The organism is Clostridium sp. AM43-3BH (assembly GCF_003479985.1).
In the GTDB taxonomy this organism is placed as follows: Bacteria; Bacillota; Clostridia; order Lachnospirales; family Lachnospiraceae; genus Otoolea; species Otoolea fessa.
The window spans coordinates 279,464-296,526 of sequence record NZ_QUIH01000005.1 but is presented as its reverse complement, the minus strand read 5'-3'; the positions used below and the strand labels follow the sequence as shown (position 1 = coordinate 296,526).

The window sequence follows — 17,063 nt, the reverse complement described above, 5'->3', positions numbered from 1 at the left end:
ACGACATCTATGTAACAGGCTCTAATGCTTTCCTGTTGAGTGCAGATCTGGCAACTCTGTTTACCGGACGCTATATTGAAATTCATGTGTTTCCTTTCAGCTTCCAGGAATATTGCCAGTATTATGATGATATTAGTGACAAAGATAAGCTCTTTGATGAGTACGCTATCAAGGGCGGTTTAGCAGGTTCCTATGCTTATAGAACCGAAAAAGACAGAACAAACTATATCAAAGAGGTCTACGAAACGATTGTTACAAGGGATTTGGTACAGAAATATACTCTCCCGGACACTTTGGTTTTACAACGTCTGAGCGAGTTCCTTATGGATAATATCAGCAACCTGACTTCTCCGAATAAGGTCAGTCAGCTACTGACAGCAAATGAGACTCCAACCAATCATGTAACCGTCGGCAAGTACATTAAGTATTTGTGCAATGCTTTTGTATTTTATGATATTAAGAGATATGACATCCGAGGTAAGAAATACCTTGAAAGCTCTGAAAAGTTCTATTTGTGTGACAGCGGTATTCGATATGCAATACTGGGAAGCAGAAATATAGACTATGGCAGAGTATATGAAAACGTTGTTTGTATCGAGCTTCTTCGCCGTGGATATGATGTCTATGTCGGCAAGCTCTATCAAAAGGAAATCGACTTTGTTGCTCAGAGAGGTAGCGAAAAGATTTATATTCAGGTCAGCGACAACATTTCCGGGCAGGAAACATTTGAGAGAGAATGCTCTCCTCTGCTTCAGATTCGAGACGCTTATCCGAAAATGATTATTGCCAGAACCAAACATCCCCAATATAGCTATGAAGGAATCGAAATTCACGATATAGCCGATTGGTTGCTACAAGAATAAGCAAGGTGAAATATCTCCGTCATTCTCTTTTGAAATGATGGAGATATTTTTATTATGACGGAGATTGTAGAACAGAAAATTGTATCAGGTTGCAAAAATCCTTTCCGAACTTTTTACATAGCAGTCATGCACTACGGTGTGTGGCTGCTTATTTTTTTGTGAAAGGAGCAGATGCAAATGAAATTAGTTTTGGCTGAAAAGCCTTCGGTTGCACAGAGTATTGCCAAAGTGTTAGGTGCTGCCAAGCGTGAGGATGGCTACTTAGAGGGAAACGGATATGTGGTCAGCTGGTGTGTAGGGCATTTGGTGGAGCTGGCACAGCCGGAAGTCTATGATGCGAAGTACAGCAAATGGGCTTATGCAGACCTTCCTATCTTCCCGATGGACTGGCAGTATGAGGTTTCTGCCGGTACGAAAAAACAGTTTGGGATTCTGAAAAAGCTCATGGCCAGAGAAGATGTTGCGAGTCTTGTGTGTGCAACAGATGCCGGTCGTGAGGGCGAGCTGATCTTTCGGTTGGTGTACCACAAAGCCGGGTGCAGAAAGCCGTTTGAGCGGCTTTGGATTTCCTCGATGGAAGATGTAGCAATCAAGGAGGGCTTTGAAAATCTCAGGTCTGGAACGGAATATGATGCTTTGTATGAAGCAGCACTGTGTCGAGAACGAGCCGACTGGATTGTTGGTATTAACGCTACTCGACTTTTTTCGACCCTTTACGGGCAGACCCTGAATGTTGGTCGTGTTATGACCCCTACCCTTGCTATGGCTGTTATGCGAGAAGCTGCCATTTCCGCATTCAAGCCTGAACTGTTCTACACAGTTCAGATTGGATTGGATGGTTTTACGGCTGCAAGCGAACGCTTCAAAACCAAGGCAGCAGCCGAAGCTGTCAAACAAAGCTGTTCGGTGGCAATCGTTCAGAAAGCTGAATGTAAGGAGAAAACAGAAAAGCCGCCTGCGCTCTATGACCTGACCAGTTTACAGAGAGAAGCCAACCGTGTGCTTGGCTACACGGCACAGCAGACCTTGGACTACACGCAGAACCTCTATGAAAAGAAACTGGTCACTTATCCCCGTACCGACAGCAGGTTTCTGACGGAAGATATGGCACATAGCCTGACCGACCTCGTAAAGCTGGCTTTCCACACATTCCCCGTGGAGGATGTGGATAACATACCAGTTCATGCAGAGCAGGTTGTGAATAACAAAAAGGTCACAGATCACCATGCCATCATTCCGACCAGAGAATTGCAGAAATGCAATCTGAGCGAACTTCCCAAGGGTGAACTTGCAATTTTGCAACTGATCTCGAATCGGTTGTGCGTAGCTGTTGGCGATCCGCACCGATACGCAGAGACAGTTATTGAGCTGGACTGTGGCGGTACCGTGTTTTCCACCAAAGGCAAAACTGTTGTGCAGGATGGATGGAAAGCTCTGGTTCAGAAAAATGATTCGACAAAATCCGACGAAAACGTGCAGACACTCCCTTCTGTTTCCGTTGGTGACGAAATGACCGTCAGCGGCACGGAAATCAAGGAAGGGAAAACATCTCCCCCTAAACACTTTACCGAGGATACTCTGCTTTCTGCTATGGAAACTGCCGGTGCGGACGAAATGCCTGATGAGGTGGAGCGCAAAGGTTTGGGAACGCCTGCGACCCGTGCCGGTATCATTGAGAAGCTGGTTCGCATCGGTTTTCTGGAGCGTAAGGGTGATAAGAAAACCAAACACCTGATTCCGACCCACAAGGGTACGGCTCTGGTAACAGTCATGCCGGAACAGATTCAGTCCCCATCCATGACGGCGGATTGGGAAGAAAAATTGTTGCTCATTGAGAAAGGCGAATATGCCAGCGAGGACTTTATGGACGAGATCAAAGATGTGATTGCCGGTCTGATTCAGAACTATGAAGTAATCCGTGATTCCGAGGTTATGATGTCGAAAGAAGCCAATTCTATCGGCAAATGCCCGCTCTGCGGCAGTGCTGTAGAGGACAAAGCCAAGGCATTTTTCTGTTCCAACAGAGCTTGCAAATTTGCCCTCTGGAAAAACAATCGCTACTTTGCGAGCATCGGCAAGAGCATGACTTCTGCCACGGCGCAGAAATTGCTTGGTTCCGGCAAGGTAAAGCTCAAGAATTGCAAGTCCGAAAGAACGGGCAACACCTTTGATGCCACCGTCTTTATGGAGGTATCAGATGATGGCAAAACGAAGTTCAGTATGGAATTTGAAAATGGAGGAAAGCGCAAATGACAAATGAGTACAACCCGGATGGTAAGGAAATCCGATTTATCGACAGCCATTATAAGGATTTGTTTCATATCCCCGATGGCAGCTGTGTGCAGATTCACTACCCGGATGAAATGGTTGTGAAGCCCTGCACCTTCATTGACGAGTATCATACGCAGATCGGATACAATGTGTTTCATATCTGCCAGTTTGCAGAAATTATGGAGCGCAACGGCGCAAGCTATATGCCGGAGCCTGAGATTATGGGCGATGAAGCCGCATGGAAGGTCGGAAAGGATAGAATCCTTGCGGTGCAGACCTGCGAAGATGGTTACGACTACACCCTGTTGGATGAAAACTACAACGAGATTGATGGCGGTCAGGTTGATAACCCTGAACTGTCCATGCTCGAAGTCCGCCGGGATATTCTGGAATCCTTCGGGCTGGAGCGCCGGGAACTGCGGGCAATGTTCTATGAGGATGTCATGGAGCAGGCTTTTGAAGTCGGCAGACAGGCGGTGGTGGTCAATGACCCTATCGCTGAGCTTGCTTTTAAGCTCGACCGTTTTGCAGAGAACTTCGACCCCTATGAATATATGGATCAGGTCGATGATGTGCAGGCGCATATCCAAGAAATCAAGGCAGATCTTGCCGCTGGTAATACGGCTCCGTATCGTGAGTTCCTGAATACAGCCATTGAAGAAGCCCGTGAGGAAACTGCGGTTGAGGTTGCCAAAGTGCTGAAAAGTCAGCTGGATAAGCTCGACTCTCCGAAGCGTGAGTCGGTCATGGAAAAACTGGCACAGGCCGCAGAAAAAGCTGCGCCTGCCAGTCCCTCTCCCAAACGCAAAGAGCCTGAACGATAAGGAGGACACGGATATGAAAAACGAAAAATGGGATGATGTTCACGGAAATACCACCCCGGATGACAGAATGGTTGCTTTTCTGGAAAGCCCCACGGATTCCTATGCGATTCTTCAGCTGCGGGAAGATGTAGACGATAATATCCCGCTCATGTTTGCAAATTACAGCTACCTTCAGAAGAAAGAAATGGAGCCTGAGATTGACCGTTACGAGGTGGTCTATCATGGCTCCATTTCTATGTCCGAGGATGTGAATCGGCAGCTGGAAGATTTGTATGTAAAGTTCAATATTGACCACCCGGATGATTTCCGTGGTCACAGTATGTCGGTCAGCGACATCGTAGCCTTAAAGGTAGTCGGTGAGGTATCCTTTCACTATGTAGATTCTGTTGGGTTTCAGAAGCTGGAAAACTTTATGAAGTCCGAAAACTACCTGAAAAACGCAGAGATGGCAATGGAAGATGATTATGGGATGATTGACGGTATCATCAATAACGGAAAAGCGTCCGGATTAGAGGAACGTCCTTCGGTGTTGGAGCAGTTAAAGGAAAAGCCCGTGCCGGATGTTTCCCATAAGCCGCCCAAGAGCCACCCGGAAAGGGAGATTGAATGATGGATTTCACACAGGATGAGCGGAACATGATGATGCTTTACAGCCCTGGCACAAGGTCAGGGCTGTGTGAAGCACTGACACTGATGAAGGAACAGCTTTCGGAGGACGAGTCAGAGCTTTTTGCTTTGGCAGACTCGGTTCTCCGTAAAGTTTCAGCCATGGACGATGCCGCCTTTGAGAAGCTGAACCTTTATCCGGATTGATAGGATTGGAGGGATACAATGAACGCAAAAGAGCGATTTTATTCCGGATTAGCAAAAGAAACGATTGGGAAAATCACCTCGAACACAGATAACTGGACTTCGTTTTTGAGAACGATGTCCCGCAACTATGAGTTCACCTATCCGGAACAGGTGATGATTTATGCTCAGCGCCCCAATGCGACCTTTTGCAAGCCCTATGAGGACTGGAACGCTGAAAATTACCGCAGATATGTAAAGCGTGGCTCTACCGGCATTGCTCTGTTTGTGATGAACAGGGATAAACCGTATCTGCGCTATGTGTTTGATGTGGCGGATACCGGCGTTCGCCGTTCTTCCCCGGAACTGAAACCGTGGGAGGTGACGCCTGAAAACCGCTCCTATGTCATGGAAGCGATGGAGCGTACCTTCGGTGTTGCCGCTGACGGGGTACTGGAAGCACAGCTTGAAGATATTGCATCCGCACTGGCGGCTGAGTATTGGGACGATTACAAAAAGCAGTTCCTCGACATCGTTGCCAACAGCTTCCTTGAGGAGTATGATGAACTCAACATCGAAGTAGCTTTCAAAAATGCGGTGGCAAACAGCGTATCCTATACGATGTATTGCCGGTTCGTGGAAAGTCCCGACAACTACTTCGAGCATGAGGATTTCCAGAAGGTGTTTGATTTTAACACCAGACAGACGGTAAATGCCCTTGGTACTGCGGTGAATGCCATCAGCACAAGGATGTTTCAGGAAATCGAAAAAGCGATTGGAGAACATGAGCAGATTAAAGCTACCGAAAGGAGTACAGATTATGAGCGAGATGACTTACAGACAGGCCGGAGATTATCAGATTCCGAACCTTCAGTTGGAGAACGAGGGAGAGAAACCTCTGGGCAAGTACGGCAGGATGCGTCGAGCATTTTTGGAACAGAACAATCCGATGCTCCTGAACGACATGATTCTGACGGAGAGCCTGTTCCCGCACCTGTGGGAGATCGAGGAAACAGCGAAAGCCAGAGTGGAGTTTCTGATGGAGCAGTACCTGAAGGACAGCCCCGCACCGGACAAGGAAACGCAGCAGATGGCGTGGGTGCAGCACATGAACAGCCTGAAAGCACAGGCGGAGGAAGTCGTGATGACGGAGCTTATCAACAGCTGAGTCTGAACCTTTTCCTCTCCGAAAATGAACAAATCAGTTTTATCGACCGAGCAGAGAGCTTTACGCCCTCTGCTTTTTCTTTTGCCCAGGAAGAAATCGACCACTTCCTTCTGCTTGGTAGCAATACCGATGAAGCCCGAAAAGTCGTAGCGCTGGAATATATGAAGCAGAAGCCGTTGGAAGAAATCGTTCAGACCTTAAAGCAGGTCTATCACGGCGGCTATGGTCTGAAAGAAGATAGCGGGAATATCTGTGCGTGGTATGCCGAGGACGGTATCCACCTTGCCAAAGGTTCCTCTGCCATTGACAGCCCCAGAGCGCAGATCGTTTCTTGGGAAACGGTTGCCGAGCGCATTGGAGAACTGCTTGAAAATGGTCGGTTCGCAACTAATGTGGAACTGGTAGAAGCATCCGGATATGAGCGTCAGAAGTTGGCAGAATCCCTGTGGCATCTTTATCACGATTTGAGTGAAGAAGCCCGTTCCAGCAACTATCTGGCAATTCTTCATCAGGAACCGTTTCGTGGTTTCCCTGACGAAACCGCAGACTTGGCTGAAAAGTTGGATGACCCTCGTTTCCACGCAACCTTGGTACAGCAGTATTCGGAATTTAGAAAAACCCTTGCGGAAAATCCCGATCTGCTTCGTTTTCACTATCACAAGCTGAATCTCATTCAGAAACAGCTGTATGAGTTGAATATGCCTTTGCGTGAGTATCAGACCGATATGATGCAGATGCCCCTTGTCCGCCAGTTCATTACGGATGATGAAGTCAATGCAGACTTGACCCGTGGAAGCGGCTTTTCCGGTGGTAAAGCCCGTATTTATAACTACTGGCAGGAGAATCATTCTGCCAAGGAAAAGATGGACTTCCTGAAGCATGAATACGGAACCGGTGGTCATTCCCATGCCTGCTCTGGTGCAACGCACAGCGGTCAGGATCACGATGCCAAGGGTGTTGCTTACACCAAGAGCGGTTGCGATAAATTGCAGATGTCCTGGGCGCAGGTGGTGCAGAGAATCGACGGTCTGATACGAAAGGGACGCTACCTCAGCCCGGAGGAAGAAGCGGAACGACAGGCTATCGAAGAAGCTAAAACTGATCCGTTGGAAGATGTTTATGACCGTTTCGCAGTGATTGATACCGAGGATGGCGAGTATGCGATCTGGGATAATCAGACCGATGACTACTATGTAGACCCGGAAGGCGTTACGGAATACTTCACGGACGAATGGCTTGCCAATGACTATTTGGAGGAAGTTCGTCAGTCCGTAGCTGCGATGGAGTCGGTTCAGCCAGAAGCGCCTGTGGCAGAGCCTGCCGAAGTTGTGGAAGCATCTGCTTCCGAGGAACCGAAATGGAATTATCAGGTCGGTGACACGGTATATCTGGACGATACAGCTTTCCGTGTGGAGCAGATCACGGACAGAGAAGTTCAGCTGCGTGACCCTACGCTTGCTTATCCCATCTTCCGTGCCGAGAATCGTGAGAATTTCGAGCGTATGCTCTCTCAGGACGAAAGAAACCATGCGGTAAGGGTTGATGCCCAAACCGAAGAAAAGCCCGTTACAGAGGATTTTCTGGGCAAAACCGAACCGAGGGACTACACCCCTGAGTATCAGCTGTTAGACCGTCTGCGTATGGACTGCGAATACTTCCTTGGTGCAGGACAGCACAGCGAAAAGCATCTGTGGGCAGGCAACCGCCATGCACAGATTGCCAAGATGCGTGAGCTGTATGAAATGATTCCCGACAAACCAGAATGGCTGACACCTGAGATGATTAACAGCTACGAGGAGCGCATGGCTCCCCGCTATCTGGTTGCCGCCTACCATCACTTTGAAAACGGCTTCGATGATAAACTGGACTACTACACTCTGGAAGAAGCGGAAAAAGCTGCCCAGGGCTATGTGGACGGAACCATGGAGGATGACGGATTCAAGTACGATGGTGCTGCCGTTTACGATCAGCAGGAGCATAAGTGCATCCGTATCTATGGGGACTACCCTGACGAAAAGGCACACGCACAGGTCAGAGCCAGTGCGGAACCCGAACAGCAGGAACCGGAACACTTCATCGATCATTTTTATGTTGCCGAGGACATTCAGAAGCGGGGTGCGCTGGACATCAAGGAATACAGTTCCTTTGATGATGCCCTGCGAGCCTACTATGCACTTCCTGACACGCAGAGAAAAGCCCTGGGTGCAATGAATACCAGAGATCTGCCGGGTAGTCTGGACTTCGTACAGTGCGTAGATGGAAAGGACACCATCATTCAGGATTATGCCCAGGTGGACGGATGGCAGAATGCCGAAGTCATGGACATTATCGCTCAGCTTGAGCAGTCCATCACCACCAGAGAAATCCCACCTGTTCCTGCGGTGAACTTCCACATCACGGATGACAACATCGGTGAAGGTGGACCGAAGCAGAAATTCGCAAGAAACATCGCAGCCATTGAAACTCTGTTCAAACTGGAAAGCGAGAACAGGAACGCCACTACCGAAGAACAGGAGATTTTGTCGAATTATGTCGGTTGGGGCGGTCTGGCAGATGCCTTTGACCCGGACAAGGGAAATTGGGCGAAGGAGTATCAGACACTGAAAAACCTGCTTTCCGAAGATGAATATGCTGCGGCAAGAGCTTCCACCCTGAACGCACATTACACCAGCCCTACGGTCATTCGCTCCATCTACGATGCGGTCGGACAGATGGGCTTTGAAACAGGAAATATTCTGGAGCCTGCTATGGGTATCGGCAACTTCTTTGGTATGCTCCCTCCTGAAATGCAGAGCAGCCGTTTGTATGGTGTGGAACTGGATTCCATCACCGGCAGAATTGCTCAGAAGCTCTATCCCAACGCAGAAATCAAAGTAGCCGGTTTTGAAACGACAGACCGCCGAGACTTTTACGATCTGGCTGTGGGTAATGTCCCTTTCGGCAACTACAAAGTGTCCGACAAGCCGTATGACAAGCTGGGATTCTCCATTCACAACTATTTCTTTGCCAAGGCTTTGGATCAGGTTCGTCCCGGTGGTGTGGTCGCTTTTGTGACAAGCCGTTACACCATGGATTCCAAGAACTCTGACGCAAGGCGATATATGGCGCAGAGGGCGGAACTGCTTGGTGCAATCCGTCTGCCAAACGATGCCTTTAAGAAAAACGCAGGCACGGAAGTCGTGTCCGACATCCTGTTCCTGCAAAAGCGTGACCATCCGATTGACATTGTACCGGAATGGGTAAACCTTGACCGCACCGAAGAAGGACACACCATGAACAGCTACTTTGTCGCTCATCCTGAAATGGTTCTGGGCGATACGGTGGAAGAAAGTACCGCCTACGGCATGGACATTACAGTGCGTCCCATTGAGGGCATGGAACTGTCCGAACTTCTGAAAGAAGCAGTTTCCCACATCCAAGGAACCTATCAGGCTGTGGAGCTTCCCGAAGCTGACAAGGGTAAGGAAATCGAAACCATTCCTGCAACCCCGGATGTAAAGAATTTCTCTTATACCGTGGTGGATGGCAATGTGTACTTCCGTGAAAACTCCCTGATGCGCCGTGTAGACCTGAATGAGAAAGCAAAAGACCGTGTGATGGGCATGGTGGAACTTCGTGGTATCGTCAACGAGCTGATCGAATATCAGCTTGAGGATTACCCGGATGAAATGATTACTCAGAAACAGGCAGAACTGAATGATGCCTACGATGCGTTTGCCGCAAAGAACGGGCTTATCAATAATCGAGCCAATGGTCAGGCATTTGCTGACGATTCCTCCTACTATCTCCTGTGTTCTCTGGAAAATGTGGATGAGGACGGCAATCTGAAAAGCAAGGCGGATATGTTCACCAAGCGAACCATCAAGCCGGAACGCAGAGTGACGAGCGTGGATACGCCGTCCGAAGCTCTGGCAATCTCTATCGGTGAGCGTGGCAAGGTGGATTTGCCGTTTATGGCACAGCTGCTTGGAACACCTGGAGAATACGATGCGATTCAGGCAGAGCTTCGAGGGGTGATCTTCAAAGACCCGATGGCTCCCGATGCTGTGGAAGTTGGATGGCAGACTGCCGATGATTACCTTTCCGGTGATGTAAGAAGCAAGCTGCGTGTCGCACAGATGGCGGCAGACAGGGATTCTTCCTTCCACATCAATGTGGAAGCCTTGCAGAAAGCACAGCCGAAGGACTTGGATGCGTCCGAGATTGATGTGCGTTTGGGTGCAACATGGATTGATGCCGATTATATTCAGCAGTTCATGGAGGAAACCTTTGAAACGCCGTATTACTTGCGCCGTTCCATTGAGGTCAAGTTCTCCGAGCTGACCGCAGAGTGGCGCATCAACGGTAAGAGTTCTCCCAACTACAACGATGTGGCGGCGTATGTCACCTACGGTACAGAGCGAGCCAACGCATATCGGATTCTGGAGGAAACGCTGAATCTGAAGGATATTCGTATCTATGATACGATTGAAGATGCAGATGGTAAGCAGAAGCGTGTCCTCAATAAAAAAGAAACTACCCTGGCACAGCAGAAACAGCAGGCAATCAAGGATGCGTTCCGAGATTGGATTTGGAGAGATCCGCACAGACGAGAAACCCTTTCCACCAAGTACAACGAACTTTTTAACTCCACCAGACCTCGTGAGTATGATGGCTCTCATATCCGTTTCGGCGGCATGAACCCGGATATTACCCTCCGTGAACACCAGAGAAATGCTATCGCTCATGTGCTATATGGTGGAAATACGCTGCTTGCACACGAAGTTGGTGCGGGCAAGACCTTCGAGATGGCTGCATCGGCTATGGAGAGTAAACGGCTTGGATTGAGCCAGAAATCCCTGTTCGTTGTGCCGAATCACTTGACCTTACAGTGGGCAAACGAGTTCCTGCACCTCTATCCGAGTGCCAAGCTCCTTGTTGCCACCAAGAAGGATTTTGAAACAGCAAACCGTAAGAAGTTCTGCGCTCGTATCGCAACGGGTGACTATGATGCAGTCATCATCGGTCACAGCCAGTTTGAAAAAATCCCGCTTTCTGCCGAACGACAGGAACGGCAGCTGCGGGAGCAGATTGATGAGATCGAGGGTGCGATTGCGGAGCTGAAATGGCAGCGTGGCGAAAACTTCACGATCAAGCAGATGGAGAAAACACGAAAATCATTGGAAGCCAGACTGGACAAGCTCCTTGCCGCTGACAAGAAAGATGATGTCATTACCTTTGAGCAGTTGGGTGTAGACCGGCTGTTTGTGGACGAAAGCCATGCGTTCAAGAATTTGTTCCTCTACACAAAAATGCGAAATGTGGCAGGTCTGTCCACCTCCGAAGCCCAGAAATCTTCGGATATGTTTATGAAGTGCCGCTATATGGATGAGCTGACCGGCGGGCGTGGTGTGATCTTTGCAACCGGTACTCCAGTAAGTAACTCGATGACCGAGCTTTATACGGTCATGCGCTATCTCCAGTACAGTACGCTCCAGCAAAAGAACCTGACCCATTTTGATTCCTGGGCATCGACCTTCGGAGAAACAACAACTGCGATTGAGCTTGCACCGGAGGGAACCGGCTATCGTGCCAGAACCCGATTTGCGAAGTTCTTCAACCTGCCTGAACTGATGAATATGTTCAAGGAGGTTGCCGACATCAAGACCTCTGACCAGTTGCATCTCCCTGTTCCCGAAGCAAAGTTTGAAACGGTTGTGGTTCAGCCCTCTGAGTACCAGAAGGATATGGTGGCTTCCCTTTCAGAGAGAGCAGCAGATGTTCATGCCGGTATTGTAGACCCGTCCGTCGATAATATGCTCAAGATTACCAGCGACGGACGAAAATTGGGACTGGATCAGCGGCTAATGAACACCCTGTTACCCGATGACCCTGACAGCAAGCTCAATGCCTGCGTGGGAAATATCCTGCGTATCTGGCAGGACGGTCAGGCTGACAAATTGACCCAGTTGGTGTTCTGCGACCTTAGCACACCGAAAAATGATGGAACCTTCAATGTCTATGATGATGTCAAAACCAAGCTGATTGCAAACGGTGTGCCTGCGGAAGAAGTTGCCTTTATCCATGATGCAGATACCGAGGCAAAGAAAAAAGACCTCTTTGCCAAGGTTCGTACCGGGCAGGTGCGAGTGCTTCTTGGCAGTACGCAAAAGATGGGTGCAGGAACCAACGTCCAGGACAAATTGGTGGCAGTTCACCACTTGGATGTGGGTTGGCGTCCGTCTGATATGACCCAGAGAAACGGTCGTATCATCCGTCAGGGCAACCGGAACAAAGAGGTTCAGGTGTATCAGTATGTGACCGAGGGAACCTTCGATGCCTACCTGTATCAGACCTTGGAAAACAAGCAGAAGTTTATTTCTCAGATTATGACCTCCAAATCACCGGTTCGCTCCTGTGACGATGTGGATGAGCAGGCGCTGTCCTATGCGGAGATCAAGGCGCTGTGTGCCGGCAATCCGCTTATCAAGGAAAAGATGGACTTGGACATTGATGTGGCAAGGCTGAAGGTGCTGAAAGCTGACCACCAGAGCCAGCAGTACCGTATGGAAGATAAGCTTCTGAAATACTTCCCGGCTGAGATTGAAAAGCAGACAGGCTATATTCATGGCTTTGAAGCTGATATTAAAACCGTGGAAGCACACCCGCAGATTGCCGATGGCTTTTGCGGCATGGAAATCATGGGCAAAGCCTACACCGAAAAGGCAGATGCCGGTGAAATCCTCCTTGCGGCTTGTAAGGACACGAAAAGTGCCGATCCGGTTCCTCTTGGCAGTTACCGTGGCTTTCAGATGGAGCTTTCGTTTGACAGTTTCCGGAACGAGTTCGATGTGACCCTGAAGGGCGCTGTGAGCCACAGAGTAGCCCTTGGAACGGACGCACGAGGAAATATCACCCGACTGGACAATGCCCTTGCAGGCATCCTTGAGCGCTTAGAACGAGCCAATGAGCAGTTGAATAATCTCTACAATCAGCAGGAAGCAGCCAAGGCGGAGGTTGGAAAACCGTTCCCGCAGGAAGCAGAGCTGACAGCCAAAAGTCAGCGACTGGCAGAACTGGATGCAGCCCTGAATATGGAGGACTCTGTGGAAAATCGTGACGAAAGAAGCGAGTCAGAGCGTCCTTCTGTGTTGGCTGATCTGAAATCCAAAGCGGAGCATATCCCGCCTGCAAAATACTCTGAAACCCGTGAGGAGGTGTTGTAATGGCAAAGCGAGATCAGGATGTTCATTTCCTTGCATCCAAGGAGGAGGTCGAGCGAATCCATGAGAAGATGGACGAGCTTGGCATCCGCAGCATGGGAGCCTATCTGCGGAAAATGGCTCTGGATGGTTACTGTATCAGACTGGATTTGCAGGATGTGAAAGCCCTGGTTTCGCTCCTGCGAATCTGCTCCAACAACCTGAACCAGTACGCAAAGCGAGCGAACGAAACAGGCAGCATCTATCGTGCTGACATTGAGGATTTGCAAAAACGGCTGGAGGAGATCTGGACGGACATGAGAGAAGTTCTTGTTCGCCTGTCCTCAATCCAGTAATCCGACAACTTGTTGGGAAGTCGCAGTTTCGGCTGCGGCTTTTACATAAGGGTTGACATCATTGCGTTATGGCAGATACCCTTGTACAATATAATTAAAAGAAAGGGGTTGAGCCTATGAAGCTGGTATTGAAGATATTGGCACTGCCGGTGCTGTTCGTTGTAAAAGTGATTTGCATTCTTGGAAATCTGCTTACAAATGTTGTGTCCTATGTAATTGGTTTATTGCTCTTGGTCATTGGCGGATCTGCGATTTACTGCATTGTAAAGGCTTTGTGGCAGTCCCTGCTTATTCTTGTGGTTCTTGGAATTGCGACAATAGCAGCGGTGTTCTTGCTCGTCTGGGCTGTTATGAAAGTCGAGAATATTGGAGAAAGTCTGGGAGCATTTATCAGGTCATAAGATAATATCAGAGAAAAGTCACCGACCGGTGGCTTTTTCTTTTTGGGAAGGAAGTGATGGGAATGGCAGCGACAAGATTGATTGCACTCCATGTGAATAAGGGAAAGACGGTCGCTCAATGTTTGGCAGACAGAACCGACTACTCACAAAATGCCGCAAAAACCAATGATGGCGAATTTATCAGTTCCTATGAGTGTGATCCAAAGACAGCAGATGAGGAATTTCTGCTTTCCAAACGGCAGTATCAGCATATTACCGGCAGACAGCAGAAGAACAATATCATCGCATACCAGATACGCCAGTCCTTTAAGCCGGGAGAAATCACCCCGGAAGAAGCGAACCAAGTCGGCTATGAAACAGCGATGCGATGGACAAAGGGAAAACACGCTTTCATCGTTGCGACCCACATCGACAAATCCCACATTCACAATCATATCATTTATAATTCGACCTCGCTGGATGCCACACGGAAATTCAAAAACTTCTTTCTTTCCGGTCTGGCGGTGCAAAGACTCAGTGATATGGTTTGCCTGGAACACGGGCTGTCCATTATTACACCGAAGCCGTATCGGGAGCGCCAGAAAAGAACTGTTTATCCCAAGAAGCGTACCCAGCGTGACGAATTATGTGATGCGATTGATGCGGTGCTGAAGCAGAAACCAAAGAGCTTTGATGGCTTTGTTCAGGCTCTGGCTGACATGGGATTTGAGTTCAAGGATGGAAAGCAGCCTGCGTTCAAGGGCGAGAATCAGAAGCGTTTCATTCGGCTGCGTTCCCTGGGCGAAGGATATAGCAAAGAGGAAATTCAAGCGGTTATCTCCGGCAAGAACCTGCACAAATCAAAAGGCGGCTCTGCCAAGGCTCCTGCCCCGAAGCAGTTCCAGATGCTGATTGATATTCAGGCAAAGATGGCCGAGGGCAAGACGGTCGGTTATGAAAAGTGGGCGAAGAAGTTCAACCGAAAAGAAGCTGCCCGAACGGTAATCCTACTGAAAGAAAAAGGCTTGGGCAACTACGACGATCTGACTGCTCATATTGAAAATCTGTCTGCCCGGTTCGATGCGCTTTCTGATTCTATCAAGGTCGCAGAGAAACGTATGGTTGAGGTTCAGGCGTTGCAGCAGCACATCAAAAATTATCGCAACACAAGGCAAATTTATATCGAGTACCGCAAGTCTGGATATAGCAAAAAATTCTTTGAAGAACACCGTCAGGAAATCACAATTCATAAAGCGGCGAAGCAAGCCTTTGATGAATTGCAGATTACAAAGCTCCCGTCCATGCAATCATTGTATGAGGAGTTTCATCAGCTGGCAGTCCAGAAAAAGCAGGACTACGCTGAGTACCGTCAGATCAGAAAAGAGAAAGAAGAACTGCTGATTGCCAAACGGACGGTTGAAACGATTTTGAATATCGACAGGCAGAAAGAGCAGGAAAAAGAGAAAGAGAAAGAGGAAAAGAAGAACTTCCGTTAAAGCAAAAAGCCACGGTCTGCACTCCCCAAAGGGTGCGGATCGTGGCTGCTTTTTTGCTTTTCGATTTCGGTGCTTTCAACCATGGGCAAATTTTTATTCTACTGTTCTTTGAGAAACGATTGAAAATCGTGTAGCCATCATCGGCAGATGATGTTCAAAGGGGATTGGGGATGCTTCCCCAACAAGCAAATTTGCGAAGATTGCACCGAAGGGAAAATCGAGAAAATGAGTGAACCTGTACAGGTTTACACTGCTTGCCAATTTGTGAGATTATGAATTTAGTATCGAGAATAGGGTACACCTAAATTTTGCAATGCTGCAACCCTATCATCGTTGCATGGATGAGTTGAGTATATTGCACTGAGAAAACCATCATGCGGAACATCTGAGATATGTTGGTCTAATACCGTCGCTAATTCAAGACCAAAACCAATTTTATAAGCAAATTCATCAGCCAGATACTCATTTTGTCTCATAGACCACATCAGAAAAAGCATACAGAACTTTACCCATAACCAAGAAAGTGCTGTTGATATTCCTGCGAAAACTGCGGTAATTATACCCATTACACCACTACGAGAGCATATTGCGAACAGCCCCATGATTGCAGAAAAAATCCAGTAGGATATTTTGATTAACAGGAGGCACCCGGATATAAATATATTGCCCCCGCCAATCAATAATTGGATAACAGTATGTCCGTATGAGAGATGTCCGATCTCATGGGCGAGAATTCCAAGTATCATATCATCGGAGAGTAAAAGCAATCCGTCAGTTATGCATAGTGTTTGCCTACCTAGAGCAAATGCATTTGGAGCAGGATCATGGATAATCTTCACTTTCACTTTTTTAGGACAGTATGATGTGTTCTCTTTTGCTTTATCTAAAACATATTGAACCAGCGGGACAACTCGAAGTTTTATATCTACTCTTTTTATATCGCTTGCTCCTGCGAAGGCAGCCAGGCACATTTCGCCTAATGGGGATAAGCTGATAGCTACTGTGAAAAAGTAAATACAAATCAGTTCAACAATGCTTCCTGACGAACCGAACACAGCAACAATCAGCAGAATATTAAGAGTAAAGAACAGAAGAGTTCCTAAGTTTGAGAAGCGAACAATTCTGCCTACACGATGCCAAATATCCATAATGCACCCCCCTTTTATCGTGTTGTTGGTTTGAGCTTGCATTGTTTAATTACTCAAATGTAAAGAAATCTTTGTTTCGCTCTTTGAACAGAGCAAAGACAGTCTCTAACACAAATTCGTTTTCAACACCAACATATTCTTCTGTTTCATCGTCAATTTCTTTCAGCTGCAAAATAACAACTTGCCCATCCGAATCTCCAATAGGAAGCAGGACAACATATTCGTTCTGGCGATACGGTATTAAGTCAAGAAATTCAAATTCAACTTCGTTCCCATTCTCATCATTCAAAGTTATAATGTTGTCTTCATCCATGTCGTCGTTCCTTTTCTTAATATAAATAATTATCGTTGATAATGATGCCTAATAGTTCAAAGAGATTATCCTTTTTGGAAAGAATGCATTTTTTCATGGCTTGTTTAATTTGTTCCGTTGAAATGCTATCAGGCAACATTTCCCTTGGGACACCATGACCGAATTGCCGAAAATACTGTTCTTCGATTTCATAATACTCATTATCAATTTTCGGTTCAGGTGTATTAAGGAAGCTATTCATAAAATCTGCAACGCTCTTGTTTTTGTCCATTGT

General features: G+C 47.8%; 14 protein-coding genes. 10 read left to right on the top strand and 4 right to left on the bottom strand.

The features are described from left to right. The 5 genes from DW931_RS10260 to DW931_RS10240 form a co-directional block, all read left to right on the top strand. Positions 1-863 (top strand): ATP-binding protein (locus tag DW931_RS10260; protein WP_243036937.1); only part of this gene is annotated, 863 nt, incomplete at its 5' end. A gap of 177 nt (positions 864-1,040) precedes the next feature. Continuing rightward, the gene (locus tag DW931_RS10255) at positions 1,041-3,116 is read left to right on the top strand and encodes a DNA topoisomerase 3 (protein ID WP_002578949.1); all 2,076 of its coding nucleotides are present in this window, start codon (positions 1,041-1,043) and stop codon (positions 3,114-3,116) included. Further along, entirely contained in the window at positions 3,113-3,958 is an 846-nt protein-coding gene (locus DW931_RS10250) for an LPD16 domain-containing protein (RefSeq protein ID WP_002304387.1), read from the top strand. Before DW931_RS10255 ends, DW931_RS10250 begins: the two co-directional genes overlap by 4 nt. Before the next feature lie 13 nt (positions 3,959-3,971). Then, a complete protein-coding gene (locus tag DW931_RS10245; RefSeq protein ID WP_002304389.1) occupies positions 3,972-4,568 on the top strand; it encodes a YodL domain-containing protein in 597 nt (198 codons plus the stop codon). After that, positions 4,565-4,771: a transposon-transfer assisting family protein gene (locus tag DW931_RS10240; protein WP_002578948.1), complete on the top strand. Its 207-nt coding sequence runs from the start codon at positions 4,565-4,567 to the stop codon at positions 4,769-4,771. Before DW931_RS10245 ends, DW931_RS10240 begins: the two co-directional genes overlap by 4 nt. A gap of 48 nt (positions 4,772-4,819) precedes the next feature. Here the strand turns inward: DW931_RS10240 and DW931_RS16245 are convergent, their stop codons facing one another. Further along, entirely contained in the window at positions 4,820-5,413 is a 594-nt protein-coding gene (locus DW931_RS16245; RefSeq protein WP_021386789.1) for a hypothetical protein, read from the bottom strand. 163 nt (positions 5,414-5,576) lie between these two features. On the opposite strand from DW931_RS16245, the gene DW931_RS16240 reads away from it, so the two are divergent. The 5 genes from DW931_RS16240 (at position 5,577) to DW931_RS10220 (ending at position 15,328) form a co-directional block, all read left to right on the top strand. Beyond that, positions 5,577-5,915 (top strand): TnpV protein, encoded by a 339-nt coding sequence (locus DW931_RS16240; RefSeq protein WP_118199520.1) that lies wholly within the window; start codon positions 5,577-5,579, stop codon positions 5,913-5,915. Between the two features lie 161 nt (positions 5,916-6,076). Next, positions 6,077-13,120 carry an LPD11 domain-containing protein gene (locus tag DW931_RS10235; protein ID WP_227612560.1) on the top strand — a complete coding sequence of 2,348 codons (7,044 nt, stop codon included), beginning with the start codon at positions 6,077-6,079 and terminating at the stop codon, positions 13,118-13,120. Beyond that, entirely contained in the window at positions 13,120-13,452 is a 333-nt protein-coding gene (gene mobC / locus DW931_RS10230) for a plasmid mobilization relaxosome protein MobC (RefSeq protein WP_002578947.1), read from the top strand. Before DW931_RS10235 ends, mobC begins: the two co-directional genes overlap by 1 nt. 116 nt (positions 13,453-13,568) lie before the next feature. Next, positions 13,569-13,853: a hypothetical protein gene (locus DW931_RS10225; protein WP_002578946.1), complete on the top strand. Its 285-nt coding sequence runs from the start codon at positions 13,569-13,571 to the stop codon at positions 13,851-13,853. Positions 13,854-13,915: 62 nt separating this feature from the next. After that, positions 13,916-15,328 carry a relaxase/mobilization nuclease domain-containing protein gene (locus tag DW931_RS10220; protein ID WP_002578945.1) on the top strand — a complete coding sequence of 471 codons (1,413 nt, stop codon included), beginning with the start codon at positions 13,916-13,918 and terminating at the stop codon, positions 15,326-15,328. A gap of 278 nt (positions 15,329-15,606) precedes the next feature. On the opposite strand, the gene DW931_RS10215 is transcribed toward DW931_RS10220, so the two are convergent. From DW931_RS10215 to DW931_RS10205, 3 genes are read right to left on the bottom strand one after another with little or no spacing between them, the layout of a single operon-like run. Beyond that, positions 15,607-16,476 carry a zinc metalloprotease HtpX gene (locus DW931_RS10215; protein WP_002588966.1) on the bottom strand — a complete coding sequence of 290 codons (870 nt, stop codon included), beginning with the start codon at positions 16,474-16,476 and terminating at the stop codon, positions 15,607-15,609. A 49-nt stretch (positions 16,477-16,525) separates the two neighbouring features. Next, complete coding sequence (locus tag DW931_RS10210) at positions 16,526-16,789, bottom strand: DUF1292 domain-containing protein (protein ID WP_002304397.1); 264 nt, start codon at positions 16,787-16,789, stop codon at positions 16,526-16,528. A 16-nt stretch (positions 16,790-16,805) separates the two neighbouring features. Further along, entirely contained in the window at positions 16,806-17,060 is a 255-nt protein-coding gene (locus tag DW931_RS10205; protein WP_002588965.1) for a hypothetical protein, read from the bottom strand. Positions 17,061-17,063 lie beyond the last annotated feature (3 nt).